Source organism: Pseudoduganella buxea (assembly GCF_009720835.1).
Taxonomy (GTDB): Bacteria; Pseudomonadota; Gammaproteobacteria; order Burkholderiales; family Burkholderiaceae_D; genus Rugamonas; species Rugamonas buxea.
The window spans coordinates 1-21,433 of sequence record NZ_WNKZ01000095.1 but is presented as its reverse complement, the minus strand read 5'-3'; the positions used below and the strand labels follow the sequence as shown (position 1 = coordinate 21,433).

At 68.7% G+C, this 21,433-nt stretch carries 16 protein-coding genes; 12 read left to right on the top strand and 4 right to left on the bottom strand.

Annotated features, from left to right (window positions below; translation table 11 throughout):
* Positions 1-762: 762 nt before the first annotated feature.
* From argS to GM672_RS23245, 9 genes are all read left to right on the top strand, one after another.
* Positions 763-2,472, top strand: coding sequence for an arginine--tRNA ligase (gene argS / locus GM672_RS23285; RefSeq protein ID WP_155472916.1), 1,710 nt, complete (start codon positions 763-765; stop codon positions 2,470-2,472).
* Between the two features lie 63 nt (positions 2,473-2,535).
* Entirely contained in the window at positions 2,536-3,201 is a 666-nt protein-coding gene (locus GM672_RS23280) for an SPOR domain-containing protein (protein WP_155472915.1), read from the top strand.
* Positions 3,202-3,229: 28 nt separating this feature from the next.
* Positions 3,230-3,895, top strand: a complete 666-nt coding sequence (locus GM672_RS23275) for a thiol:disulfide interchange protein DsbA/DsbL (protein WP_308807461.1) — start codon at positions 3,230-3,232, stop codon at positions 3,893-3,895.
* 9 nt (positions 3,896-3,904) lie between these two features.
* The gene (locus GM672_RS23270; protein WP_155472914.1) at positions 3,905-4,678 is read left to right on the top strand and encodes an SDR family oxidoreductase; all 774 of its coding nucleotides are present in this window, start codon (positions 3,905-3,907) and stop codon (positions 4,676-4,678) included.
* The gene (locus GM672_RS23265) at positions 4,675-5,472 is read left to right on the top strand and encodes a biotin--[acetyl-CoA-carboxylase] ligase (RefSeq protein WP_155472913.1); all 798 of its coding nucleotides are present in this window, start codon (positions 4,675-4,677) and stop codon (positions 5,470-5,472) included. Before GM672_RS23270 ends, GM672_RS23265 begins: the two co-directional genes overlap by 4 nt.
* Positions 5,469-6,275: a class II D-tagatose-bisphosphate aldolase non-catalytic subunit gene (locus GM672_RS23260; protein ID WP_155472912.1), complete on the top strand. Its 807-nt coding sequence runs from the start codon at positions 5,469-5,471 to the stop codon at positions 6,273-6,275. Before GM672_RS23265 ends, GM672_RS23260 begins: the two co-directional genes overlap by 4 nt.
* A 13-nt stretch (positions 6,276-6,288) precedes the next feature.
* Entirely contained in the window at positions 6,289-7,077 is a 789-nt protein-coding gene (locus tag GM672_RS23255) for a DeoR family transcriptional regulator (RefSeq protein WP_229417898.1), read from the top strand.
* A 20-nt stretch (positions 7,078-7,097) separates the two neighbouring features.
* Positions 7,098-8,177, top strand: coding sequence for an N-acetylglucosamine-6-phosphate deacetylase (locus GM672_RS23250; RefSeq protein ID WP_155472911.1), 1,080 nt, complete (start codon positions 7,098-7,100; stop codon positions 8,175-8,177).
* Between the two features lie 10 nt (positions 8,178-8,187).
* Positions 8,188-9,999 (top strand): MFS transporter, encoded by a 1,812-nt coding sequence (locus tag GM672_RS23245; protein ID WP_229417897.1) that lies wholly within the window; start codon positions 8,188-8,190, stop codon positions 9,997-9,999.
* Between the two features lie 99 nt (positions 10,000-10,098).
* Here GM672_RS23245 and GM672_RS23240 read toward each other — a convergent pair whose 3' ends face one another.
* Both GM672_RS23240 and GM672_RS23235 read right to left on the bottom strand, forming a co-directional pair.
* Positions 10,099-10,857, bottom strand: a complete 759-nt coding sequence (locus GM672_RS23240) for an MHFG family PEP-CTERM protein (RefSeq protein ID WP_155472910.1) — start codon at positions 10,855-10,857, stop codon at positions 10,099-10,101.
* Between the two features lie 56 nt (positions 10,858-10,913).
* A complete protein-coding gene (locus GM672_RS23235; protein ID WP_155472909.1) occupies positions 10,914-12,878 on the bottom strand; it encodes a methyl-accepting chemotaxis protein in 1,965 nt (654 codons plus the stop codon).
* A 209-nt stretch (positions 12,879-13,087) separates the two neighbouring features.
* On the opposite strand from GM672_RS23235, the gene GM672_RS23230 reads away from it, so the two are divergent.
* Positions 13,088-13,426: a DUF5335 family protein gene (locus GM672_RS23230; RefSeq protein WP_155472908.1), complete on the top strand. Its 339-nt coding sequence runs from the start codon at positions 13,088-13,090 to the stop codon at positions 13,424-13,426.
* A gap of 2 nt (positions 13,427-13,428) precedes the next feature.
* On the opposite strand, the gene GM672_RS23225 is transcribed toward GM672_RS23230, so the two are convergent.
* Positions 13,429-15,141, bottom strand: a complete 1,713-nt coding sequence (locus GM672_RS23225) for a response regulator (protein WP_155472907.1) — start codon at positions 15,139-15,141, stop codon at positions 13,429-13,431.
* Positions 15,128-16,645 (bottom strand): ATPase domain-containing protein, encoded by a 1,518-nt coding sequence (locus GM672_RS23220; RefSeq protein ID WP_155472906.1) that lies wholly within the window; start codon positions 16,643-16,645, stop codon positions 15,128-15,130. The genes GM672_RS23225 and GM672_RS23220 overlap by 14 nt, the downstream gene beginning before the upstream one ends.
* Positions 16,646-16,888: 243 nt before the next feature.
* Between GM672_RS23220 and GM672_RS23215 the strand changes: the two genes are divergently transcribed.
* Positions 16,889-17,947 carry an AI-2E family transporter gene (locus GM672_RS23215; RefSeq protein WP_155472905.1) on the top strand — a complete coding sequence of 353 codons (1,059 nt, stop codon included), beginning with the start codon at positions 16,889-16,891 and terminating at the stop codon, positions 17,945-17,947.
* 11 nt (positions 17,948-17,958) lie between these two features.
* On the top strand, positions 17,959-21,433 hold a 3,475-nt coding region (locus GM672_RS23210), incomplete at its 3' end, for a DEAD/DEAH box helicase (protein ID WP_371867093.1).

Genomic DNA, 21,433 nt, shown 5'->3' with positions numbered 1-21,433 from the left:
GCCGGGGCCGGTGCCTGGTCCAGCGGCGCCGGCTGCACCACCGGCTTGCGCTCGCGCGGCTCGGCCGTGCCGCTGTTCGGACGTGCGCCCGGGCGGGGCCCTGCTTTGCCGCCTGGCTGGGTCTTTTTCGCCGGGGCCGGCTTGGCTTTCAGGGACAGCGTCGGGCGCTTGTTCATGTGATTCTTTCGTGATGCTTTGTCAAAGGCGGGATTGTATCAGTGAGGGCCAGGGCCTCCCGTGTCCGCACACGCCGCACATTGCCACCTGGAAGCAAAAATCCCACAATACCGTCCTTATGCCCGGTCGGAAGGATGCACCTGAAAAGTTTTTCTGGCGCGATCCAGCACTGGTTCGGCGCGGACTGCTATGGCAGGCACGTCGGCCTGATCCTGCAGGAGATCGGCCGGCGCCAGCGTCATCAATATCCACTGCAACAGTGCCGTGGCCCGGCTGCGAGACGCCAACGGCGAACCGGGAAAGTCGAAGAACGCTTGGCAAACCGATCTGCCAGGCCATCGGCGAGGCCCTGGACGCGAAGCTGGCGCTGCTGCCGCAGCAGGCCAAGGCCCTGAAAATGCTGTGCAAGGCATGGCCGGCGTTGCGCGCCTCTTACAGCGAAGCGGCCTGAAGCGGGCGGACTGCGCGGCACGGCGGTGGCAGCCAGGGGGCAAACCGTTATAATTGCCGTTAGCCTGGCCGACGCCCCATTCCGTGGCGCGGCCCCACGACAGTCCTTAGCGCGGCCCAGCCGCCCACTCGCTCATGCTAGCCCAACAAAAACAACAGATCGTCGCCCTGTTCCAGGCCGCCCTTGCCCCCATCCTGGAAGGAACAAGCCTTGCCGCCAACGTGGTGCTGGAGCGTCCGCGCGATGCCGCCCACGGCGACGTCGCCTGCAATATCGCCATGCAGCTGGCCAAACAGCTCAAGACCAACCCGCGCGAACTGGCGCAAAAACTCGTCGCCGCGCTGCTGGAGAATCCGGCCGGCAAGGGCCTGGTCGAATCGGCCGACATCGCCGGTCCCGGCTTCATCAACCTGCGCGTGACGGACGCGGCCAAGCAGTCGGTGGTGCAGGCCGTGCTGGACCAGGGCAGCGCCTTCGGCCGCAGCGATGCCGGCAAGGGCACCAAGGTCATCCTCGAATTCGTCTCGGCCAACCCGACCGGCCCGCTGCACGTGGGCCATGGCCGCCAGGCCGCGCTGGGCGACGCGCTGTCCTCGCTGTTCGAGGCGCAGGGCTACGACGTCACGCGCGAGTACTACTACAACGACGCCGGCGTGCAGATCCAGACCCTGGCCACGTCCGTGCAGGCGCGCGCCCGCGGCCACAAGCCGGGCGATGCCGCCTGGCCGGAATCGGCCTATAACGGCGACTATATCCAGGACATCGCGAGCGACTTCCTGGCGAAAAAGACCGTCGCGGCCAGCGATGGCGTGGCCGTCACCGGCAGCGGCGACGTGGAAGACTTCGAATCGATCCGCGCCTTCGCCGTGGCCTACCTGCGCTGCGAGCAGGACACCGACCTGCAGGCCTTCGGCGTCAAGTTCGACAATTACTACCTGGAGTCGTCGCTGTACACGGACGGCAAGGTCGAAGCGGCCGTGTCGGCCCTGGTGGCCAATGGCCACACGTACGAGGAAGGCGAAGCCCTGTGGCTGCGCACCACCGACTACGGCGACGACAAGGACCGCGTGATGCGCAAGAAGGACGGTACCTACACCTACTTCGTGCCGGACGTGGCCTACCACATCGTCAAGTTCCAGCGTGGCTTCAAGCAGGCCATCAATATCCAGGGCTCCGACCACCACGGCACCATCGCGCGCGTGCGCGCCGGCCTGCAGGCGGTCAACCTGGGCATCCCGCAAGGCTACCCGGACTACGTGCTGCACAAGATGGTCACCGTCATGAAGGACGGCGCCGAAGTGAAGATCTCGAAGCGGGCCGGCTCCTACGTGACGGTGCGCGACCTGATCGAATGGTCCGGCGGCGGCGACATCACCAAGGGCCGGGACGCGGTGCGCTTCTTCCTCATCTCGCGCAAGGCCGACACGGAGTTCGTGTTCGACGTCGACGTGGCACTGAAGACGTCGGACGAGAACCCGGTGTATTACGTGCAGTACGCCCACGCCCGCATCTGCCGCATGCTGGAACAGTGGGGCGGCGACGTCGCCACCTTGAGCGGCGTCGACCTGGCGCCGCTGCAGGCCCCCAGCGAGAAGACGCTGCTGGCCGCGTTGGCCCAGTATCCGGAAATGCTGGCACGGGCCCAGTCGGAGCTGGGCCCGCACCAGGTGGCGTTCTACCTGCGCGACCTGGCTGCCGCCCTGCACAGCTTCTACTTCGCCGAGCGCGTGCTGGTCGATGACGAAGCCGTCAAGCTGGCCCGCCTGGCCCTGGTCGTCGCCACCCGCCAGGTGCTGCGCAATGGCCTGGCGCTGATCGGCGTTTCCGCACCCAACCAGATGTAAACCGTACCGGGGACGGCGGACACCACGTCCGCCCCCCCGCCACAGCAAGGACGTTTCGCAAACATGACTTTCCGCACCCGCCCTACCCTCCCGCCGCGCCAGCAGGGCAGCACCCTGGTCGGCATCATCATCGGCCTCGTCATCGGCCTGGTGATCGCCGTGATCGTCGCGCTGATGATCACCAAGGGCCAGTCGCCGTTCACGGAAAAGACGGCCCGCAGCAAGCCCGCCGAGGCCGTGGGCCAGAACGTCGACCCGAACAAGCCGATGTACGGCAACCGCGATGCCACGCGCAACGCCAACCGCGACTTCGAGAAGGAAGCGAAACCGGCGGCGCCGGCACCGGCCGCGCCGTCGCCCGATCCGCTGCAGGCCGTGGTCGACAAGATCCAGGCCCAGCCTTCCGAGCCGGCCAAGGCGCCGGCCCCGCTGAACACGGCGGCGCCGCCGTCGCAATCGGCCGCGCCGGCACCTTCCGCGCCGGGCGACGAGAAATTCGTCTATTACCTGCAGGCCGGCGCCTACCGCGAAACAGCCGACGCCGAAGCCGTGCGCGCCAAGCTGGCGCTGCTGGGCTTCGAGGCCACCGTCACGGACCGCACCACCGATTCGGGCGTGCTGCACCGCGTGCGCGTGGGCCCGTTCACGCAGGTCGAAGCGATGAACAAGGTGCGCGGCAAGCTGTCCGAAAACGGCGTCGATGTCGCCGTCGTACGCAATCAAAAGTAAACCCCGTCGTCACTGGAGACCCCTGCAAATGCTGAAGAAGATCCTGTCCGCCCTGACCCTGTCGTTCATCGCCTTCGGCGCCTGCGCCTCGCCCACCGCGCCGAAGGAAGGCGCCGATTACCAGGTGCTGCCGACGTCGCAACCGACCGACAGCGGTGCCAAGGTCGAAGTCATCGAGTTCTTCGCCTACTGGTGCCCCCATTGCCATACCTTCGATCCGATGCTGTCGGCCTGGGTGAAGAAGCAGGGCGACAATATCGTCTTCAAGCGCGTGCACGTGCCGTACAACGAACGCCTGGCGCCGCAGCAGAAGCTGTACTACACGCTCGAGTCGCTGGGCCTGGCCGACCAGTTCCAGGCCAAGGTGCTCAAGGCCCTGCATGAAGAACGCCAGGACTTCACCCGGGACGAAGTCGTGTTCGACTGGGCGGCGAAAAACGGCATCGACCGCGCCAAATTCATCGACACCTACCGCTCCTTCGGCGTGGCCGGCAAGCTGCGCCGCGCCGGCGCCATGATGGAGAGCTACAAGGTCGAGTATTGGCCGCTGATCGTCGTCGACGGCCGCTGGCAGGCCTCGCCCAGCCTGACGGGCCAGGCCAACAAGGATCTGGACACGGAAGCGAAACAGCAGCAGGCCACCCTGCAGGTGCTCGATGCCCTCGTCGCCAAGGCCAAGGCCGCGAAGAAGTAAGCCTCATCGATGAAGCGCGTCTTCATCACGGGCGCCTCCAGCGGCCTCGGCGCCGCCCTGGCCACGCACTATGCGCGCCAGGGCGCGACCCTGGGCCTGCTGGCGCGCCGCAGCGCGGCACTCGACGCGCTGATTGCCACCTTTCCGAATTCCCACCTGCACCGCGCCTATGGCGTCGACGTGCGCGACCACGCCGCACTGGGTGCCGCCGCCGCCGATTTCCTGGCCCACGCGGGCGGCATCGACATCGTCATCGCCAATGCCGGCATCTCGCAGGGCACCCTGACCGAATACCTTGAAGACCTGCCGGTGTTCGCCGACATCGTCGCGACCAACCTGACCGCCACCGCCGCCACGTTCGCGCCCTTCATTGCTGCGATGCGCACGCAGCGCACGGCCGGCCGGCTGGTGGGCATCGGCAGCGTGGCCGGCATCCGCGGCCTGCCCGGTGCCGGCGCCTACAGCGCCTCGAAGGCGGCCGTGATGACGTATTGCGAGGCGCTGCGCATCGAGATGCGCGGCCACGGCATCAAGGTCGTGACAATTGCGCCGGGCTATATCGATACGCCGATGACGCGCCACAACCCCTACCCGATGCCGTTCCTGATGGCGCCGCAGGCGTTTGCCGCGCGCGCCGCGCATGCCATCGACGGCGGCGCCGCCTACCGCGTCATTCCGTGGCAGATGGGCGTCGTGGCGAAGCTGCTGCGCCTGTTGCCAGTTGCGCTGTATGATCTCGCCTTTGCCCGGGCGCCGCGCAAGCCGCGCCAGACACCGCCATGACCGTTTCCGCCAGCGCCCTCGCCGCCCACTGCGCCGCCCACTGCGCCGCCAGCGCCTCGCACGTCGCCATCGAACTGGTGCCCGAGACGGGTTCCACCAATGCCGACCTGCTGGCCCGCCTGCAAGGCGGCGCCGCCCTGCCCGGACCCGTGCTGCGCATCGCCGAGGTGCAGACGGCGGGACGGGGCCGGGCCGGCCGCAGCTGGCTGTCCGCGCCGGGCGCGTCGCTGACGTTCTCCCTGGCCTGGCGCTTCCAAGGGCCCTTGCAGCGCCTGGCCGGCCTGCCGCTGGCCGTCGGCGTCGCATTGGCCGAGACGCTGGCGGGCCTGGGCGTGCCGGTGCAGCTGAAGTGGCCGAACGACGTGATGAAGGACGGCGCCAAGCTGGCCGGCGTGCTGGTCGAAACCCAGGCCACGAACGACGGCGCCATCTGGGCCGTCATCGGCTGCGGCATCAACCTGTTGCTGCCGGATGAACTGGAAGCGACGCTGGACCGCGCCGTGGCATCGGCGCCGTGGCTGGCGCAGATGGACCGCAACGTGCTGGTGGCAACCCTGCTGAGCCGCCTGGCCGCCGTGCTGGCCGAATTCGACGACACCGGCTTCGCCCCGTTCCGCGAACGGTGGAACGCGCTGCAGGGCTGGCGCGGCCAGGCCGTGAACATTCTCGACGGCGGCGCCGTGGTGCAGCAGGGCCTGGCCGCGGGCGTCGACGAATCCGGCCGGCTGCTGCTGGACACCCCAGCCGGCCGCATGGCCGTGCTGTCGGGCGACGTGTCATTGAGGCTGGCATGACGGCGTGGCTGCTGGTCGACGCGGGCAATACCCGCATCAAGTGGGCCCTGGCCGATGCCGGCGCCCCCACGGCGCCATCGGCCGCGGCCCGCACGCTGGAAGTACACCGCCAGGCCTTCGCGGCCGCCGGCCTGCGCGATGCGTGGCGCCGCGTCATCGCCCTGGTGGTACAGCCTGGCGTGGATTTCGATGCCAGCCATATCCAGCACTACGACCCGGCCCAGGCGGCCGTGCTGTCGGACTGGGTGGCGGGCCAGCCCGGCCTCGTGTTCGAGGCCCATTCGACGGACTACCAGCGCGAGGCAAGCCTGCACGCGATGGTGCGCGACCATTTCGCCATCCTGAAGGTGGGCCCGGCCGCCACCTTCGCGCTGCGCGAGGGCCTGCTGGCGCTGTGCCAGATCGAGGACGAGCTGGTGCAGCCCAGTGCGCGCTCGCGCCTGATGCAGGTGCTCGACGACGTCATGCTGGCCAAGCCGCAGCACTGGCGCGCCCACTACGCCGGCAGCAGCGACGAGCAGCGCGTGCTGCGCCGCTATGGCCTGAGCGACCGTTGCCGCTATTACTGGGGCGAGCCGGAAGTGGCCGATGCCGTGGCACGCCTGTTCGCCAACCTCGATGCCCGCGAGATCCCGCTGCCGCTGCTGTCCCAGCACCTGCCGGAGCAGTACCTGGACGTGCTGCAGGGCCAACTGGGAACGCATGCCCAGGCACTGGTGGAGCACAAGATCGGCAGAGTGCTGGCCCAGTATGCCCGTGCCTGCAGCCGCAACATGGCCGCCCTGCCGGCGCCGGCGCTCTGATAAGCTGCGTCTTTTGACTGCTCCCCCCCCCACCATGCGCCATACCAGCCAACGCCGCGAATCCATTCTGCAACTGCTCGTGCGAGACGGCGCCGTGCAGGTCACCGACCTGGTCGATGCCTTCGGCGTCTCGGCCGTGACGATCCGCAGCGACCTGAGTGCCCTGGAGGCGCAAGGCCTGGCCACCCGCAGCCATGGCGGCGCCACGTTGACGCGCACGCCGCCCACCGAGCACACGGTGCGGCAGAAGGACGCCATCAACCAGCAGCAGAAGGAGCGTATCGGCGCGCGCGCGGCCCAGCTGGTGCAACCCGGCGACAACATCATCATCGACTCGGGCACGACGACGATCTCGCTGGCGCGCCACCTGCGCGAGGCCAGCGGCATCACCGTCATGACCAATGGCCTGAACATCGCGTGGGAGCTGGCCGACGCACCCGGCGTCGACCTGATCCTGACGGGCGGGCTGCTGCGCAAGGAGTCGCTGTCGATCCAGGGCACCCAGGCCGAGGCCAGCCTGCAGGCCTATAACTTCGACAAGCTGTTCCTCGGCGTCGATGGCCTGGACCTGCAGTTCGGCGTGACCACCCACCACGAGGCCGAGGCCAGCCTGAATCACAAGATGGTGGAGCGGGCCAAGAAGATCATCGTCGTCACGGACGCATCGAAATTCGGACGCATCAGCCTGCACCGCATCGTGCAGCTCGAACGCGTCCACACCGTCATCACCGATGCCGGCATCGGCCAGGACTACCGCGAGGGCCTGCAGAAGCTGGGCATCGAGTTGATCGTCACCGACTAGACCACAGACGACGACAAGCCATGCTGACAGGCAGGATACTCACTCCCGACGGCTGGGTCACCGGCAGCCTCGCCTTCGGTGACCGCATCGAGGCCATCGTGCCCGGGACGGCCGACGCCGCGCTGACCATCCTGCCCGGCTTCATCGACCTGCACGTGCACGGCGCGGCGGGCGTGGACATCATGCGCGGCGGCGATGCCGGCGCCGTCGTCGCGCGCGAGCATGCCCGCCACGGCACCACGGCGATGCTGGGCACGACGATGACGGCGCACGAGCCGGCGATCCGGCACGCGCTGGCCGGTCTGGCCGGTGTCATCGCAGAGCGTCCCGAACGGGGCGCGCGCATGCTGGGCGTGCACCTGGAAGGCCCGTTCATCAGCGCCCACCGCCTGGGCGCGCAGCCGCCGCATGTCATGGCCGCCACCCTGGAGCTGGTACGAAGCCTGGACGCCATCGCGCCGATCCGCGTGCTGACGATGGCGCCCGAGGTGGCAGGCCATCTGGCGCTGATCCCGCAACTGGCCGCGCTGGGCATGCGCGTGCAGGTGGGTCACTCCAACGGCAGTTATGACGACGGGGTCGCCGCCTTGCGCGCCGGTGCGACCGGTTTTACCCACCTGTTCAACGGCATGACGGGAATGGACCATTACCAGCCCGGCATCGTCGACGCGGCGCTGGCGCATGCCGAGTATGCCGAGATCATTCCCGACCTGCAGCACGTCCATCCCGGCGCCATCCTGGCCGCGCTGCGCGCCATTCCCCGCGCCTACGGCATCACGGATGCGACGGCGGCCACCGGCATGCCCGACGGCGAATACGCACTGGGTTCCCAGCGCGTGTACAAGTGCCTGGGCTGCGTGCGCCTTGCCACGGGCTCGCTGGCCGGCAGCGTGCTGACGATGGACCAGGCCCTGCGCAACCTGGTCGGCATGGGGCTGGACCTGGCCGACGCGTCGCACCGCCTTTCCCTGTACCCGGCCGATTACCTGGGCGAGCTTGAACGCGGCCGCCTGGCGCCCGGCGCCTGGGCCGATATCGTGGTCCTGGACCAGGACCTGCAACCGGTCGCCGTCTACGTCGAAGGCGAGGCCATACTCTGAAGGAGTGCCGATGCACGCTGCTACCTTGCCTGGCGCCGCCAGCGCACCCGCCTGGCCGATGCGCTACCTGCTGTTCATTGCCGGCATGGGCGGGCTGCTGTACGGGATCGATGTCGGCATCATCGCCGGCGCCCTGCCCTACCTGGAAGCGACGGCCTCGCAGGCCTGGCGCCTGAGCGCCCAGCAGCTCAGTTTCATCGTGGCGGCCGTGCTGCTGGGCTCCGTGCTGTCGTCCCTGTTCGCCGGCGCCGTGGCCGACGCCATCGGCCGGCGCTGGGCCATGGTGCTGTCCGGCGCATTGTTCACGGCCAGCATTCCCCTGATCGCGCTGGCCGACGGCTACACGCCGCTGCTGCTGGGGCGCCTGCTGCAGGGCGTCAGCGGTGGCCTGATCGGCGTCGTCGTGCCGCTGTACCTGGCCGAGTGCCTGCGTGCGGACCAGCGCGGCCGGGGCGCGGCCCTGTTCCAGCTGCTGCTGACGATCGGCTTGGTGGCGGCGGCCTTGATCGGCCTGCTGCAGGCCCGGACCGTCGACGCGGCGGCGCTGGCGGCCCAGGCCCTGTCGGAGGCGGCCCGCGTGGAGGCCCTGTTCGCCGCGCGCGACCAGGCCTGGCGCAGCATCTTCTGGATGTGCCTCGCGCCCGGGCTCGTGTTCACCTTCGGCAGCATGCTGCTGGCCGAATCGCCCCGCTGGCTGGTCCGGCGCGGACGGGACGGCGCGGCGCGCCGCGCACTGCTGCGCACGCGGGCCCCAGGCGAGGCCGATGCCGAACTGCGCGCCATGCAGGCTGCCGCGCCCTTGTCGAGCCACGGCCACGGCGACGGCAAGCCGGGCGCCGCCGATCCGCTGCTGAGCCGGCGCTACGTGCTGCCCTTCCTGCTGGCCTGCCTGATCCTGGCCTGCACCCAGGCCACCGGCATCAATTCAGTGCTGGCGTATGTCGTCAATATCCTGAACCAGGCCGGCCTGTCCGGGGCAACCGCCAACGCCGCCGACGTGGGCCTGAAGGTCTTGAATGCCGTGATGACGGTCGTCGCCGTCGTGCTGGTGGACCGCAAGGGCCGCAAGTTCCTGCTTATGCTGGGCAGCGGCGGCATACTCATCGCGCTGCTGGCAGCCGGCCTGCTGTTCCACGGGGCGGAAAGCGACCAGCGCGACGTGCGCGCTGCCATCGAAGCGCGGGTGCAGGGGGACGGCGTGGCGCTGCGCCTGGATGCCGCCACCCTGCACGCGCTGGGCGGCAAGGCCGGCGACACGCCGCAACTGCTGACGGTCGCCTACCGCTATGGCGACTTCTCGAACGTGGCCACGCGCCGCAGCGACGACGCCGGGCTGCCCGTGCTCGACATCCGGCGTGCCGGTACCGTGCAGGAGGACAGCGTCATCGGCGCCTTCTTCCGCAAGCTGCACCTGAATCCCTTTGCCGACCCGGCCCAGGCGCGGACGGCGCCCTTGCGCATCGAGCGGGCCCAGTTGGGCGACGTGCCGCCGCCGGCCCATGGCTGGAAGGTGGCGGCGGCGATCTGCCTGTTCGTCGCCAGCTTCGCCGTGGGACCGGGCGTGTGCGTGTGGCTGGCCCTGTCCGAACTGATGCCGACGCGGATCCGGTCGAACGGCATGAGCGTGGCCCTGCTGGTGAACCAGTTCGTGTCGACCGTGATCGCCGCCGTGTTCCTGCCGACCGTTGGCCAGCACGGCTATGCGGCCATGTTCTTCTTCTGGGCCGGCTGCACGGTGCTCTACTTCCTGACGGCCGCCTTCCTGCTGCCGGAAACGAAGGGCAAGACCCTGGAGGAGATCGAGGCGCATTTCCGGCGCTAGCCGATCTCTCAACGGGGGCGCGGCCACCGGGCGTGCCGCCCGCGACAGCGGCAGGCCGCGTGGGGCTGGCCGGCAAGGTCCGACGGGCCGTCGGCCGGTTCAGGCGGCGCTGTCGGGCGCGGTCTTGCGGCGCCGGGCCTTCACGCCCAGGCGCGCCGCCAGCAGCACGGCAAAGCCTGCACCCAGCATCAGCGGGGTGTCCGGTTCCGGCACCGGCGACGATGGCGTCGTATCCGTCGTCGGCAGCTTGCCCGTGCCAAACGTCCCGCCCACGGCACCGCCGAAAGGCGACATGAAGGCCGACGTGACGGGCGCCGGCGTGGCCGCAAGCTGGGCCAGCGCGTCGGCTGCGGCGACATCGTCCGGCGATGCCGCGCGCGGCATGTCCTGCGCGGCGGAGCCGAAGGCTGCCGGTGCCGGTTGGGAGCCGGCGGTACGCGCGCCACCTGGCCCGCCGCCGCCGATCCGCTGCACGCGGCTGACGTTGTTGCAGATCTTCGGCACGATCAGGCAGTGGTCGCCCTCGCAGTACACGGCGGCCGGTTCGCTGCGCGTGGCGGCCCACTTGTCGCGGATGACGTCGTCGCAGACCGTGCGCTGGCCGAAATGCATGGCACTGATGCGCGGACTGTAATCATGCTGGCCGACGATGCCGTCGCGCGTGATGGCCACCATGTCGTCTGGCCGTGCCGCCTCGATCTTGGCAATCAGCCGGGCCCGCTCAGGAGCCGGGATGTCGACATAGCGCGACACGGCGGCGCTGACGCTGCCCCGGTAGGGATTGCGGCCCGGCGAATTCCAGGAGCAGTTCGACAGCATCGCCGTCGCAAGGGCAGCAGTGGCAACCAGGGTAGACATGGGGACAAAAATGTTGTGTTGAAAAAATTTTATTATAGCCGGGTAAAGACTGAATTTCAATTAAGCAATATCTTTGACAGCCGACTTTGTGCCCCCGGTGTTGTCGCAGCGCCACCCGCAGGGCCGTCTTCGGCCAGCGCGCGCCCGGCCGTATCGAGCTTGAAGGCGCCCACCACCTGCTCCAGCGCCGCCGCCTGGTGATGCAGCGACTGGGCCGCCGCCGCGGCCTCCTCGACCAGCGCAGCGTTCTGCTGGGTCGAGTCGTCCATCAGGCCGATGGCGCCATTGATCTGGCCGATGCGTTCGCTCTGCTCGTAGCTGGCGGCCGTGATCCGCGCCACCAGTTCGGCCACATGGCGGACCGACTGCACGATTTCCGTGATGGCGCTGCCGGCGCCGTCGGCCAGCTTGCTGCCCGCGTCGACCTGGTTCACCGACGTGGTGATCAGCCCGCGGATCTCCTGGGCCGCCGTCGCCGAGCGCTGGGCCAGGTTGCGCACTTCCGACGCCACCACGGCAAAGCCGCGGCCCTGCTCGCCCGCGCGGGCCGCTTCCACGGCCGCGTTCAATGCGAGGATATTGGTCTGGAAGGCAATGCTGTCGATGACGCCGATGATGTCGGCCATGCGGTGCGAACTGCCCGTGATCTGGCCCATCATCTGCACCACCTGGGTGACGACGGCGCCGCCTTTTTCGGCGGAAGCCGACGTGGCCGCCACCAGGCGGTTGACCTCGGCCGCATTGTCGGCGTTCTGGCGCACCGTCGACGTCAGCTCCAGCATGGCCGCTGCCGTCTCCTCCAGGCTGGACGCCTGCGCCTCGGTGCGGTTCGACAGGTCCAGGTTGCCCGAGGCGATCTCCGTGGTGGCCGCGGAAATCAGGTGGGCGCTTTCCTGCACTTTCAGGATGGTGCCGTTCAGCGAAGCCAGGAAACGGTTGAAGGCGCTGGCCAGCGCGCCCAGTTCGTCGTTCGACTCGACCCGCATGCGCCGGCTCAAGTCGCCATTGCCGTCGGCGATCTCGCCCAGCATGCGGGCCGCGCGCATGACGGGCGCGGCGATGGCCCGGCTGATCAGCCAGATGCCCAGCATGCCGATGCCCCCGCCGATCAGGCCGGCGATCAGGGCCGACATCGTCGCCGACCGGGCGATATTGCCCAGCACTTCCGCTTCCGGCACCTCCGCCACCACGTACAGGTTCAACTCCTTCACATACGAGGCCGCCACGAATACGGTGCCCGTGCCGGGCCGTTCGATGCTGGACTGGCTGAATTTCTCGCCATTGAACAAGGTCTTGACGACGTCGGCGCCGAAGCCAGGTTGCTGCTGCAAGGTGTGCTTGCCGTCGGCCAGCGCGGCGTCGCGGTGGATCAGCAAGGTGCCGTTCGGCCGGACCAGGTAGACGATACCCGTCTCGCCGACCCGGTAGTTGCGGATGGTGTCGGCCAGGCTGTTGACGGCCAGGCCGATGCCCGCCACGGCCAGCTTCTTGCCGGCCGTCTCGACGCGCGTATTAATGAAGAGCATGTACGTGCCGGAATTGACATCGCGGTCGATATCCAGGCGGTAAGGGATGCCGTCGTTCAGGAAGCTGTAGAACCAGCCGTCGCCCGGCGCCTGGGGCGACAGCGTGCGGTCGTAGCCGGCGTCGGTGACGTATTTGCCCGTGTCCTTCGACACCCAGAACACGGTGGCGGCATCGTTCTTCGTCTTCAGCTGGCGCGCGAAGGCCTGCCAGGCCGCCATGCCGTCGTCGGGCAGGCCGGCGTCTTCCCACGCATGTACGTAGGTCGTGTTCGTCAAGGTCACGGAAACGGCCAGCGCGCGGTCGATCTGGCGCAGCATGTCGTTACGGATTTCGCCCACCTGGGCCGGCAGCTCCTGCGTCAAGGCCCGTTCGCGCGCGCGGCTGCTGTTCATGCTCACGCTCATTGCCGACGACACGAGGATGAACAGCAGCAGGCACAGTCCCATGCTGAGCAGCAACTTTTGCTTGATCGACAACTGGCGCAGGATGTTCATGACAGGCTCCACAGTTTCTGTTTGGAACCAGTGTAATGACTTCACCTCCAAAAGCTGCGGAAGTTGTTTTTTCTTCCAGTACATTTTTTGGGTTGCAACGGATTTACAACGCCATGGCCGGGTGGGCGCAGAAAGCGCCACCGTGCCGGTGAACTCGCGCACGCGCGCGCGGTCGAACGGAAGAACGGATCAACCGAAGGAGATCAGGCATGGCGCACACCAAGCATCTGGAACGCAGGGAATGGGGACCATATTTCGACAATGTTTCGAAACGGCTGGCGGGCAAGACCGTCGCCATCGAGGTCGCTTCGCTGGCCCTGGGAAGCCAGGTGGCGGCCGAGTGGCTGCCCCTGTACGGCATCATGTACGACCACAAGAACGACCTGGTGGCCGTCATGGCGGAGGGGATCGACCACATGATCCGCCATCCGCGCGATATCTTCGTCGAGACGGAAGGCGAGGACCTGCTGAGCATGCAAGTGATCCAGTTCGATAACACCAGCCAGATCATTCGCCTGCGCGAACCGCTGCCCCCGGCCGCCGCCTGACGTCAGGACGGGGCGCTCGACGCCTGGCTGAGCATGCTCCGCCCGGCGCTCAGGGCCTTGCCCACGGCCGCGCCCAATTCGGCCATCTGGAAGGGCTTGCGCAGCACCATGCCTTCGCCGATGGAGGCCTGGATGGCTTCCATGTCGGCATAGCCGGTGGCGACGATGACGGGCAGGTCCGGATAGCGATCGCGCGCGCTGCGGGCCAGCTCCGCGCCCGTCATGCCGGGCATCAGGTAATCCGTCAGCAGCAGGTCGGGCCGGTCCTGCGCCAGCGCGCGCACGGCTTCGTCGCCGTTGCTTGCCTGCCGCACGACGCAGCCGAGCGCCGTCAAGGTGTCGACCATGCAGGCGCGAACGAACTCGTCGTCCTCGACCACCAGCAGGCGCGAGCCGGCGATGGCACCCTGGGGCACAACCTCCCCCGGCGCGCGCGCTTCGCCGGCATCGGCGGCGGGAAGCCAGATCTCCACCGTGGTGCCCTCGCCCTGCAGGCTTTCGATGCGGGCGGCACCCCCGGACTGCTGCGTCATGCCGTAGACCTGGCTCAGCCCCAGGCCCGTGCCCTTGCCGACGCCCTTGGTGGTGAAGAAGGGTTCGAACACCTTGGCAGCCACTTCCGGGCTCATGCCGGTGCCGTTGTCCGACACGGCAATGCGCACATAGCCGATATCGTCGCGCAGCCCCGGGGGCGGCTTGCCCCGGGAAGCGCGGATGACGATCCGGCCGTTGTCGAGCGTGGCGTCCCGGGCGTTGATGACGAGGTTCAGCAGCGCCATTTCCATCTGGCTGGCGTCGCCCAGGATATAGTCGGCGCCGGGGCCGACGGTAACGATCAGCTCGATCCCGGCGCCCAGCAGGGGCCGCGCCAGCTGGGTGACGGATTCGAACATCCGTTGCACGGCCAGCGGCTGCAGGTCCAGGGTCTGGCTGCGGGCAAAGGCGAGCAGCTGCGTCGTCAGCCGGGCGCCCCGCACGCAGGCGGCCTGCGCCGTCTGGGCCCGGCGCCGCACGGTTTCGTCGGCACTGACGGCCAGGATCAGCTCCATGCTGCCCTGCACGACATTGAGGAGGTTGTTGAAATCGTGGGCGACGCCACCCGTCAGCCGGCCCAGCGACTCCATTTTCTGGTACTGCAGCATGGCCTGCTGGGCCTTCTCGCGCTCGATCACTTCGGACGTCAGCCGGTCGTTGGCCTGGGCCAGCGCGCGCGTGCGTTGCTCCACCTTCGCTTCCAGGGTGGCGTTCAGCGCCGCCACCTGGGCCGTGGCCGCCTGCCGTTCGGCCAGCACCCGCCTGGCCTGGTATTGCCGGCGCCGGGCCCGCAGCACGGAGCCGGCCGCGCTGGCCAGGGTCTCCGCGCTCAACGGGCGTTCCAGCAGGATCACGTTGCCCAGCGCGGCGATCAGCGCCTGCAGGCCCGGATCGATGCGGCCCACCCGCTTCGACAGCAGCAGCACGATGGGAAAATCCGACCAGGGCTCCTGCCCTTCCAGCCAGGCCACCAGGGGCCGGCAGTCGCCGCCCGTCAACGCTTCCTCGGCGATGACGGCGGCCGCCGCGCCCATGCGCATCTGGCCCAGCAGCACAGCCAGGTCCGGCACCGGTACGCAGGCGATGCCATCCCGGCCGACGACGCCGGCAATGACGTCGGCATCGCGGCCCCGCGGGGCCAGCACCAACACCCGCTCTTCGTTGCCGCTAGCTGGCGTCATTGCCGTGGGATACCATCATCGCCGTTTCGCCCCGATACGTGGGTACCCCGGTCAGGATGCCCTCGAAACCCTGCAGCGATTCGCCGATGTCGACGCCGCCGTCGCGCAGCACCAGTTCATGGATCGTCAGCGCGTGGTTGGCGGTGCGGCTCTTGACGACCGTGATGGCCCGGCGCAGCATGCCGTCCGACTCGAAGAAGCGCAGCAGCACGGTCGCGTCGCTCAGGTAGCTGAGATCGACGTCGCGCTTGACTTCACCGACCAGCCCGTGTTCGCCCAGCACCAGTACGGTGGTGATGCCTTTCTGGTTCAGGTAGGACAACAGTTCGTGCATCTGCAGCATCAGGAACTGCTCACCCGGCATCGACTGCATGTAGGCATTCAGGCTGTCGATGGCGACGAAGCCGACATCCTCCTGCTCGACCGCGTCGCGCAGCATCTGGGCAAACTCCCCCGGGGACAGCTCGGCCGGATCGATGTGCCGGATCGACAACTGGCCGCTGGCGAGATAGCCGTCCAGCTCCATGCCCAGCGCCCTGCTGCGCACGAGGAAGGTACCGATGCCTTCGTCGAACAGGCAGAACACGGCTTTTTCGCCCCGTTCCAGCCCGGACAGCATGCAGCGCACCGTCACCGTCGTCTTGCCGATGCCGGAAGGCCCCACGATCAGGGTATTGGTGCCGGCGATCAGGCCGCCGCCCAGCACGGTATCCAGGCCGGCGGACCCCGTCGAGCGGGCCACCGGTTCGAACGTACCGGGATGCTCGGCCGCCACCAGGCGCGGGAACATGCGCAGGCCGCCCGTGTCGAGCAGGTAGTCGTGGTAGCCGCCCCGGAAGCGCAGGCCACGCATCTTGATGATGTTCACGCGCCGCCGTTCCTTGCCGAATTCCTTGGCGAGCTGCTCCAGGCTGATGACGCCGTGGGCAATGCTGTGCAGGTGCTGGTCGGACTGGCTGGTCTTGTCGTCCAGCATCAACACCGTGCAGGAACGGGACGTGAAGAACTGCTTCAGCGCCAGGATCTGGCGGCGGTAACGCAAGGAGTTCTGGGCCAGCAGGCGCATTTCCGACAGGCTGTCGAACACGACGCGGGCCGGCTTGACGAGGTCGACCTGGTTCATCACGCCCTTGGCCGTCTCGCCCAGCTCGACTTCGGCCGGGTGCAGCACGGACTGCTGGGCATCCGGGTCCAGCGCTTCCTCGTCGGCCAGTTCGAACACGGACAGCGCGTCGATCGACCAGCCGTGGCTCTCGGCCACGGCGTCGAGCTCGTCGGCCGTTTCGGACAGCGTGATATACAGGCCTTTTTCGCCACGGGCGACGCCGTCGAGCAGGAATTGCAGGCCCAAGGTCGTCTTGCCGGCGCCGGGCGAGCCCTCCACCAGGTAGACGCGCTCGGCCGTCAGCCCGCCGCACAGGATGTCGTCGAGCCCCGGGACGCCGGTGGAAATCCGGCGGGTTGCCTTGCGTGCCGCACGGCGTGACTGTAAATGTTCGGTCATTCGCTTGAGTGTAAGCGGCGCGGCAACGACAGCGGCACGGACCTGGCGCCGATCGAACGTTTTACCGGGCCTCGATTGGAAAAAAGGGGAACCGTCAATTCCCGCAGGTAAATTATAAAACACACTCCAGCCCGGCCGCGATTCGGTAGGACGCCAGCGCGACACGGGCAAGCCCGTGGCCCCTTATGGCCCGGGTCGTTTATGATGTGACAACGTCGCACGCGATCACATTTCTGGAGTCCCATGAAGCAATTCACCCTGCCGCAAACATCCTTCCTGCTGCTGCTGGCCCTCGTCACCATCGCCTTCGGCTGGATCCTGCTGCCTTTCGGCGGCGCCGTGTTCTGGGGTGTCGTGTTCGCCATCGTGTTCGCGCCCCTGCATTACCGGCTGCTGCAAGTCACGGGCAACAAGCCCAATGCCTCGGCGCTGATCTCCCTGCTGCTGATTATCCTGATGGTGATCCTGCCCGTCACGATGATCGCCGCCTCGCTGGTCGACCAGGCCGCAGGCATCTACGCCATGATCGAATCGGGCCAGATCGACTTCGGCCGCATGTTCCAGCGCGCCATTGCCGGCATGCCCGGGTGGGCCTCGAGCGTGCTGGAACGCTTCGAGCTGACCAACCTGGCCACCCTGGAGCGCAAGCTGACGGCCGGTGCCGCCCAGATCAGCCAGGGCGTGGCCCGCTATGCCATCAATTTCGGCCGCGACGCCTTCGATTTCCTCGTCAGCGTCACCGTCATGCTGTACCTCCTGTTCTTCCTGTTCCGCGACGGCCAGACCCTGTCGTCGCGCATCCGCCGGGCGATCCCCCTGAGCGAGCGCTACAAGGCGCCCCTGTTCGAGAACTTCCTCACCGTGATCCGCGCCACCGTCAAGGGCAATATCCTCGTGGCCCTGACCCAGGGTGCGCTGGGCGGCCTGATCTTCTGGTTCCTCGACGTGCCCGGCCCGCTGCTGTGGGGCGTCGTGATGGCCTTCCTGTCGCTGCTGCCGGCCATCGGCGCGGCCATCATCTGGGGCCCGGTGGCGATCTACCTCTTGATCACCGGTTCGATCTGGCAGGGCGTCGTGCTGATCGTGTTCGGCGTGCTGGTGATCGGCCTGGTCGACAACCTGCTGCGCCCTGTCCTGGTGGGCAAGGACACCAAGCTGCCGGACTACATCGTGCTGCTCTCCACCATCGGCGGCATGGCCCTGTTCGGACTGAACGGCTTCGTCATCGGCCCCGTCGTCGCCGCCCTGTTCATTTCGACATGGGCCCTGTTCGCCGACGCCGGCGAATTCCACGGCAACTGAGGCCCTGGCCCGTGGCTGCGCGCGCCGATCCTTTGACCCGCTTCCACCCGGCCGTGGCGGCGTGGTTCGGCGCCTCGTTCCCCGGCGCGACCGAGGCGCAGCGCCGAGCCTGGCCCCTGATCCAGGCCGGCCGTACCACGCTGATCGCCGCGCCCACGGGTTCAGGCAAGACCTTGACGGCCTTCCTGGCCGCCATCGACGCGCTGGTCGCGGAAAGCGGCACCGGCCCGCTGCCGGACGAAACCCGGGTGCTGTACGTGTCGCCGCTGAAGGCCCTGTCGAACGATATCCGCGTCAACCTGCTGGCGCCCCTGGAAGGTATCGCCGCCCGGCTGGCCGTCTTGGGGCTGCCGCCGCACGGCATCCGCAGCGCCGTGCGGACGGGCGATACGCCCCAGGCCGAACGCAATGCGGCGCGCCGGCGCCCGCCCCATATCCTCGTCTCCACGCCGGAATCGCTGTATGTATTACTCGGTTCGGCCAGCGGGCGCGCCATGCTGTCGACGGTTCGCACGGTGATCGTCGACGAAATCCACGCCGTGGCGGGCAGCAAGCGGGGCAGCCACCTGGTACTGAGCCTGGAGCGGCTCGACGCCCTGTGTCCCCGTCCGCCCGTGCGGGTCGGCCTGTCGGCCACGCAGAAGCCCATCGCCGCGGTGGCCGGTTTCCTTGCCGGCGCGGGGCGCGACTGCGCCGTCGTCGACGTCGGCCACGTGCGGGCACGCGACCTGGGGCTGGAACTGCCACCCGTGCCGCTGGAAGCGGTGCTGCCCAACGAAGTGTGGGAGCGGGTCTACGACCGGCTGGCCGAACTGGCCGTCCTGCACCGCACCACCCTGGTGTTCGTCAACACCCGACGCATGGCCGAGCGCATCGCCCGGCACCTGGCCGACCGCCTGGGGCCGAGCCTGGTGGCGGCCCACCACGGCAGCCTGGCCAAGGAATACCGGCTCGACGCCGAGCAGCGCCTGAAACGGGGCGAGCTGCGCATGCTGGTGGCCACGGCGTCGCTGGAACTGGGGATCGATATCGGCGATGTCGACCTGGTCTGCCAGATGGGCTCCCCGCGCAGCATCGCGTCCTTCCTGCAGCGGGTCGGCCGCTCCGGCCACCAGGTGGGCGGGCTGCCCAAGGGCCGCCTGTTCCCCACCTCGCGCGACGACCTGGTCGAATGCGCCGCCCTGCTCGACTGCGTGCGCCGCGACGAACTCGATGCGCTGCGCATCCCCGTCGCGCCGCTCGACGTGATGGCCCAGCAGATCGTGGCCGAAGTGGCCAGCCGCGAGTGGTCGGAGGACAATCTGTTCGACCTGCTCCGGGGTGCGGCGCCCTACGCGAACCTGCCGCGCGAACGCTATGACGCCGTCCTGCGCATGCTGACCGAAGGCTTCGACGGCCGCCAGGGCGTGCGCGCCGCCTACCTGCACCGCGACGCCGTCAGCGGCACCTTGCGGGGCCGGCGCGGCGGCAAGCTGACAGCCGTCACCTCCGGCGGCGCCATTCCCGACAACGCCGACTTCACGGTGCTGCTGGAACCGCAAGGGCAAAGCGTGGGCACGGTGCACGAGGACTTCGCCGTCGAAAGCCTTGCCGGCGACGTCTTCCAGCTGGGGAATACGTCCTACCGCATCCTGCGCGTGGAAGGCGGCAAGGTGCGCGTCGAGGATGCGCACGGCGCCGCGCCGAACATCCCGTTCTGGCTGGGCGAGGCGCCCGGCCGCAGCGACGAGCTGTCCATCGGCGTGGCGCGGCTGCGCGGCGAGATCGACCGGCTGCTCGGCGAGGCGGACGGCGACGCCGCCATCGACCATGCCAACGCGTGGCTGCACGAGCACCTGGGCCTGGGCGACGACGCGGCCGGCCAGATCGTCGACTACCTGGCGCGGGCCCGGTCCGCGCTGACGGCCCTGCCGACCCGCGACACCCTCGTCATGGAACGCTTCTTCGACGAGTCGGGCGGCATGCAGCTGGTGCTTCATTCGCCCTACGGCAGCCGCATCAACCGGGCCTGGGGCCTGGCCCTGCGCAAGCGCTTCTGCCGCACCTTCAATTTCGAGCTTCAGGCCGCCGCCACGGAGGACGCCATCGTGCTGTCGCTGTCGGACACGCACAGCTTCGCGCTGGATGAGGTGTGGCGCTACCTGCGCTCGTCCAGCGCGGAGCACATCCTGGTCCAGGCCCTGCTGGACGCGCCCCTGTTCAACGTGCGCTGGCGCTGGAACGCCACGACGGCACTGGCCCTGCCCCGCTTCGCCGGCGGGCGCAAGGTGGCGCCCCAGCTGATGCGGATGAAGAGCGACGACATGCTGGCGGCCGTCTTCCCGGACCAGGCCGCGTGCCTGGAAAACATCGTCGGCGAGCGGGAGCTGCCCAGCCACCCGCTGGTGGACCAGACCCTGGACGACTGCCTGCACGATGCGATGGACAGCGAAGGCTGGCTCGCCCTGCTGCGCCGCATGGAAGCGGGCCAGGTGCGCCTGCTGTCGCGCGACCTGCCCGCGCCGTCGCCGCTGGCGATGGAAATCCTCAATGCCCGCCCGTACGCCTTCCTGGACGACGCCCCGCTGGAGGAGCGCCGCACCCAGGCCGTCATCAACCGCCGCTGGACCGACCCGGCTTCCACCGACGACCTGGGCGCCCTCGATGCCGGCGCCATCGAGGCCGTGGCCGAGGAAAGCTGGCCGCAGGTGCGCACTGCCGACGAAATGCACGAGGCCCTGGTGGCGCTGGCCTGCGTCACGCAGGGCGAGGCGGCCGCCAATCCGGGTTGGGCCGACTGGCTGGCCGCGCTGGCCGGCGGCGGCCGCGCCACGCGCCTGCGGGCCAATGGATTCGATTGCTGGGTGGCGCTGGAAAGGCTGACCTGCGTGCAGGCGGCATGGCCGGACGCCGTCGCCACGCCGCCGTTGGCGATCCCGGACCGGCTGGCAAACGCAGACGAGGCCTGGACTGCCGACACGGCCCTGGTGGAAGTGCTGCGCGCGCGCCTGGCCGGCTTCGGGCCGCTGACCCTTGCCGCCATCGCCGCGCCGCTGGGGCTGGCGGAAAGCCCGGCGGCCATCGCGCTGGCGCGGCTGGAAAGCGAAGGCTATGTGCTGCGGGGGCGCTTCACGCCGGGCGCCACGGTAGATGAATGGTGCGAGCGGCACCTGCTGGCGCGCATCCACCGTTACACCATCAAGCGCCTGCGGCGCGAGATCGAGCCGGTGGAACGGCAGGACTTCATGCGCTTCCTGTTCGAGTGGCAGCACCTGGCCGAGGACGCCCGCGTACAGGGGACCGATGCGCTGGGCCAGGTGCTGGCGCAGCTGGAAGGCTTCGAGGCGGCGGCCGGTGCGTGGGAAAGCGAGCTGCTGGCGGCGCGGGTGAAGGATTATTCGATGCTGTGGCTCGATGAGCTGTGCCGGGCCGGCAGGATCGTCTGGACCCGGGTCGGCGCGCCGGCCAGCGCCAGCGGCGGCCCCGTGCGCGGCACCCCGCTGGTGC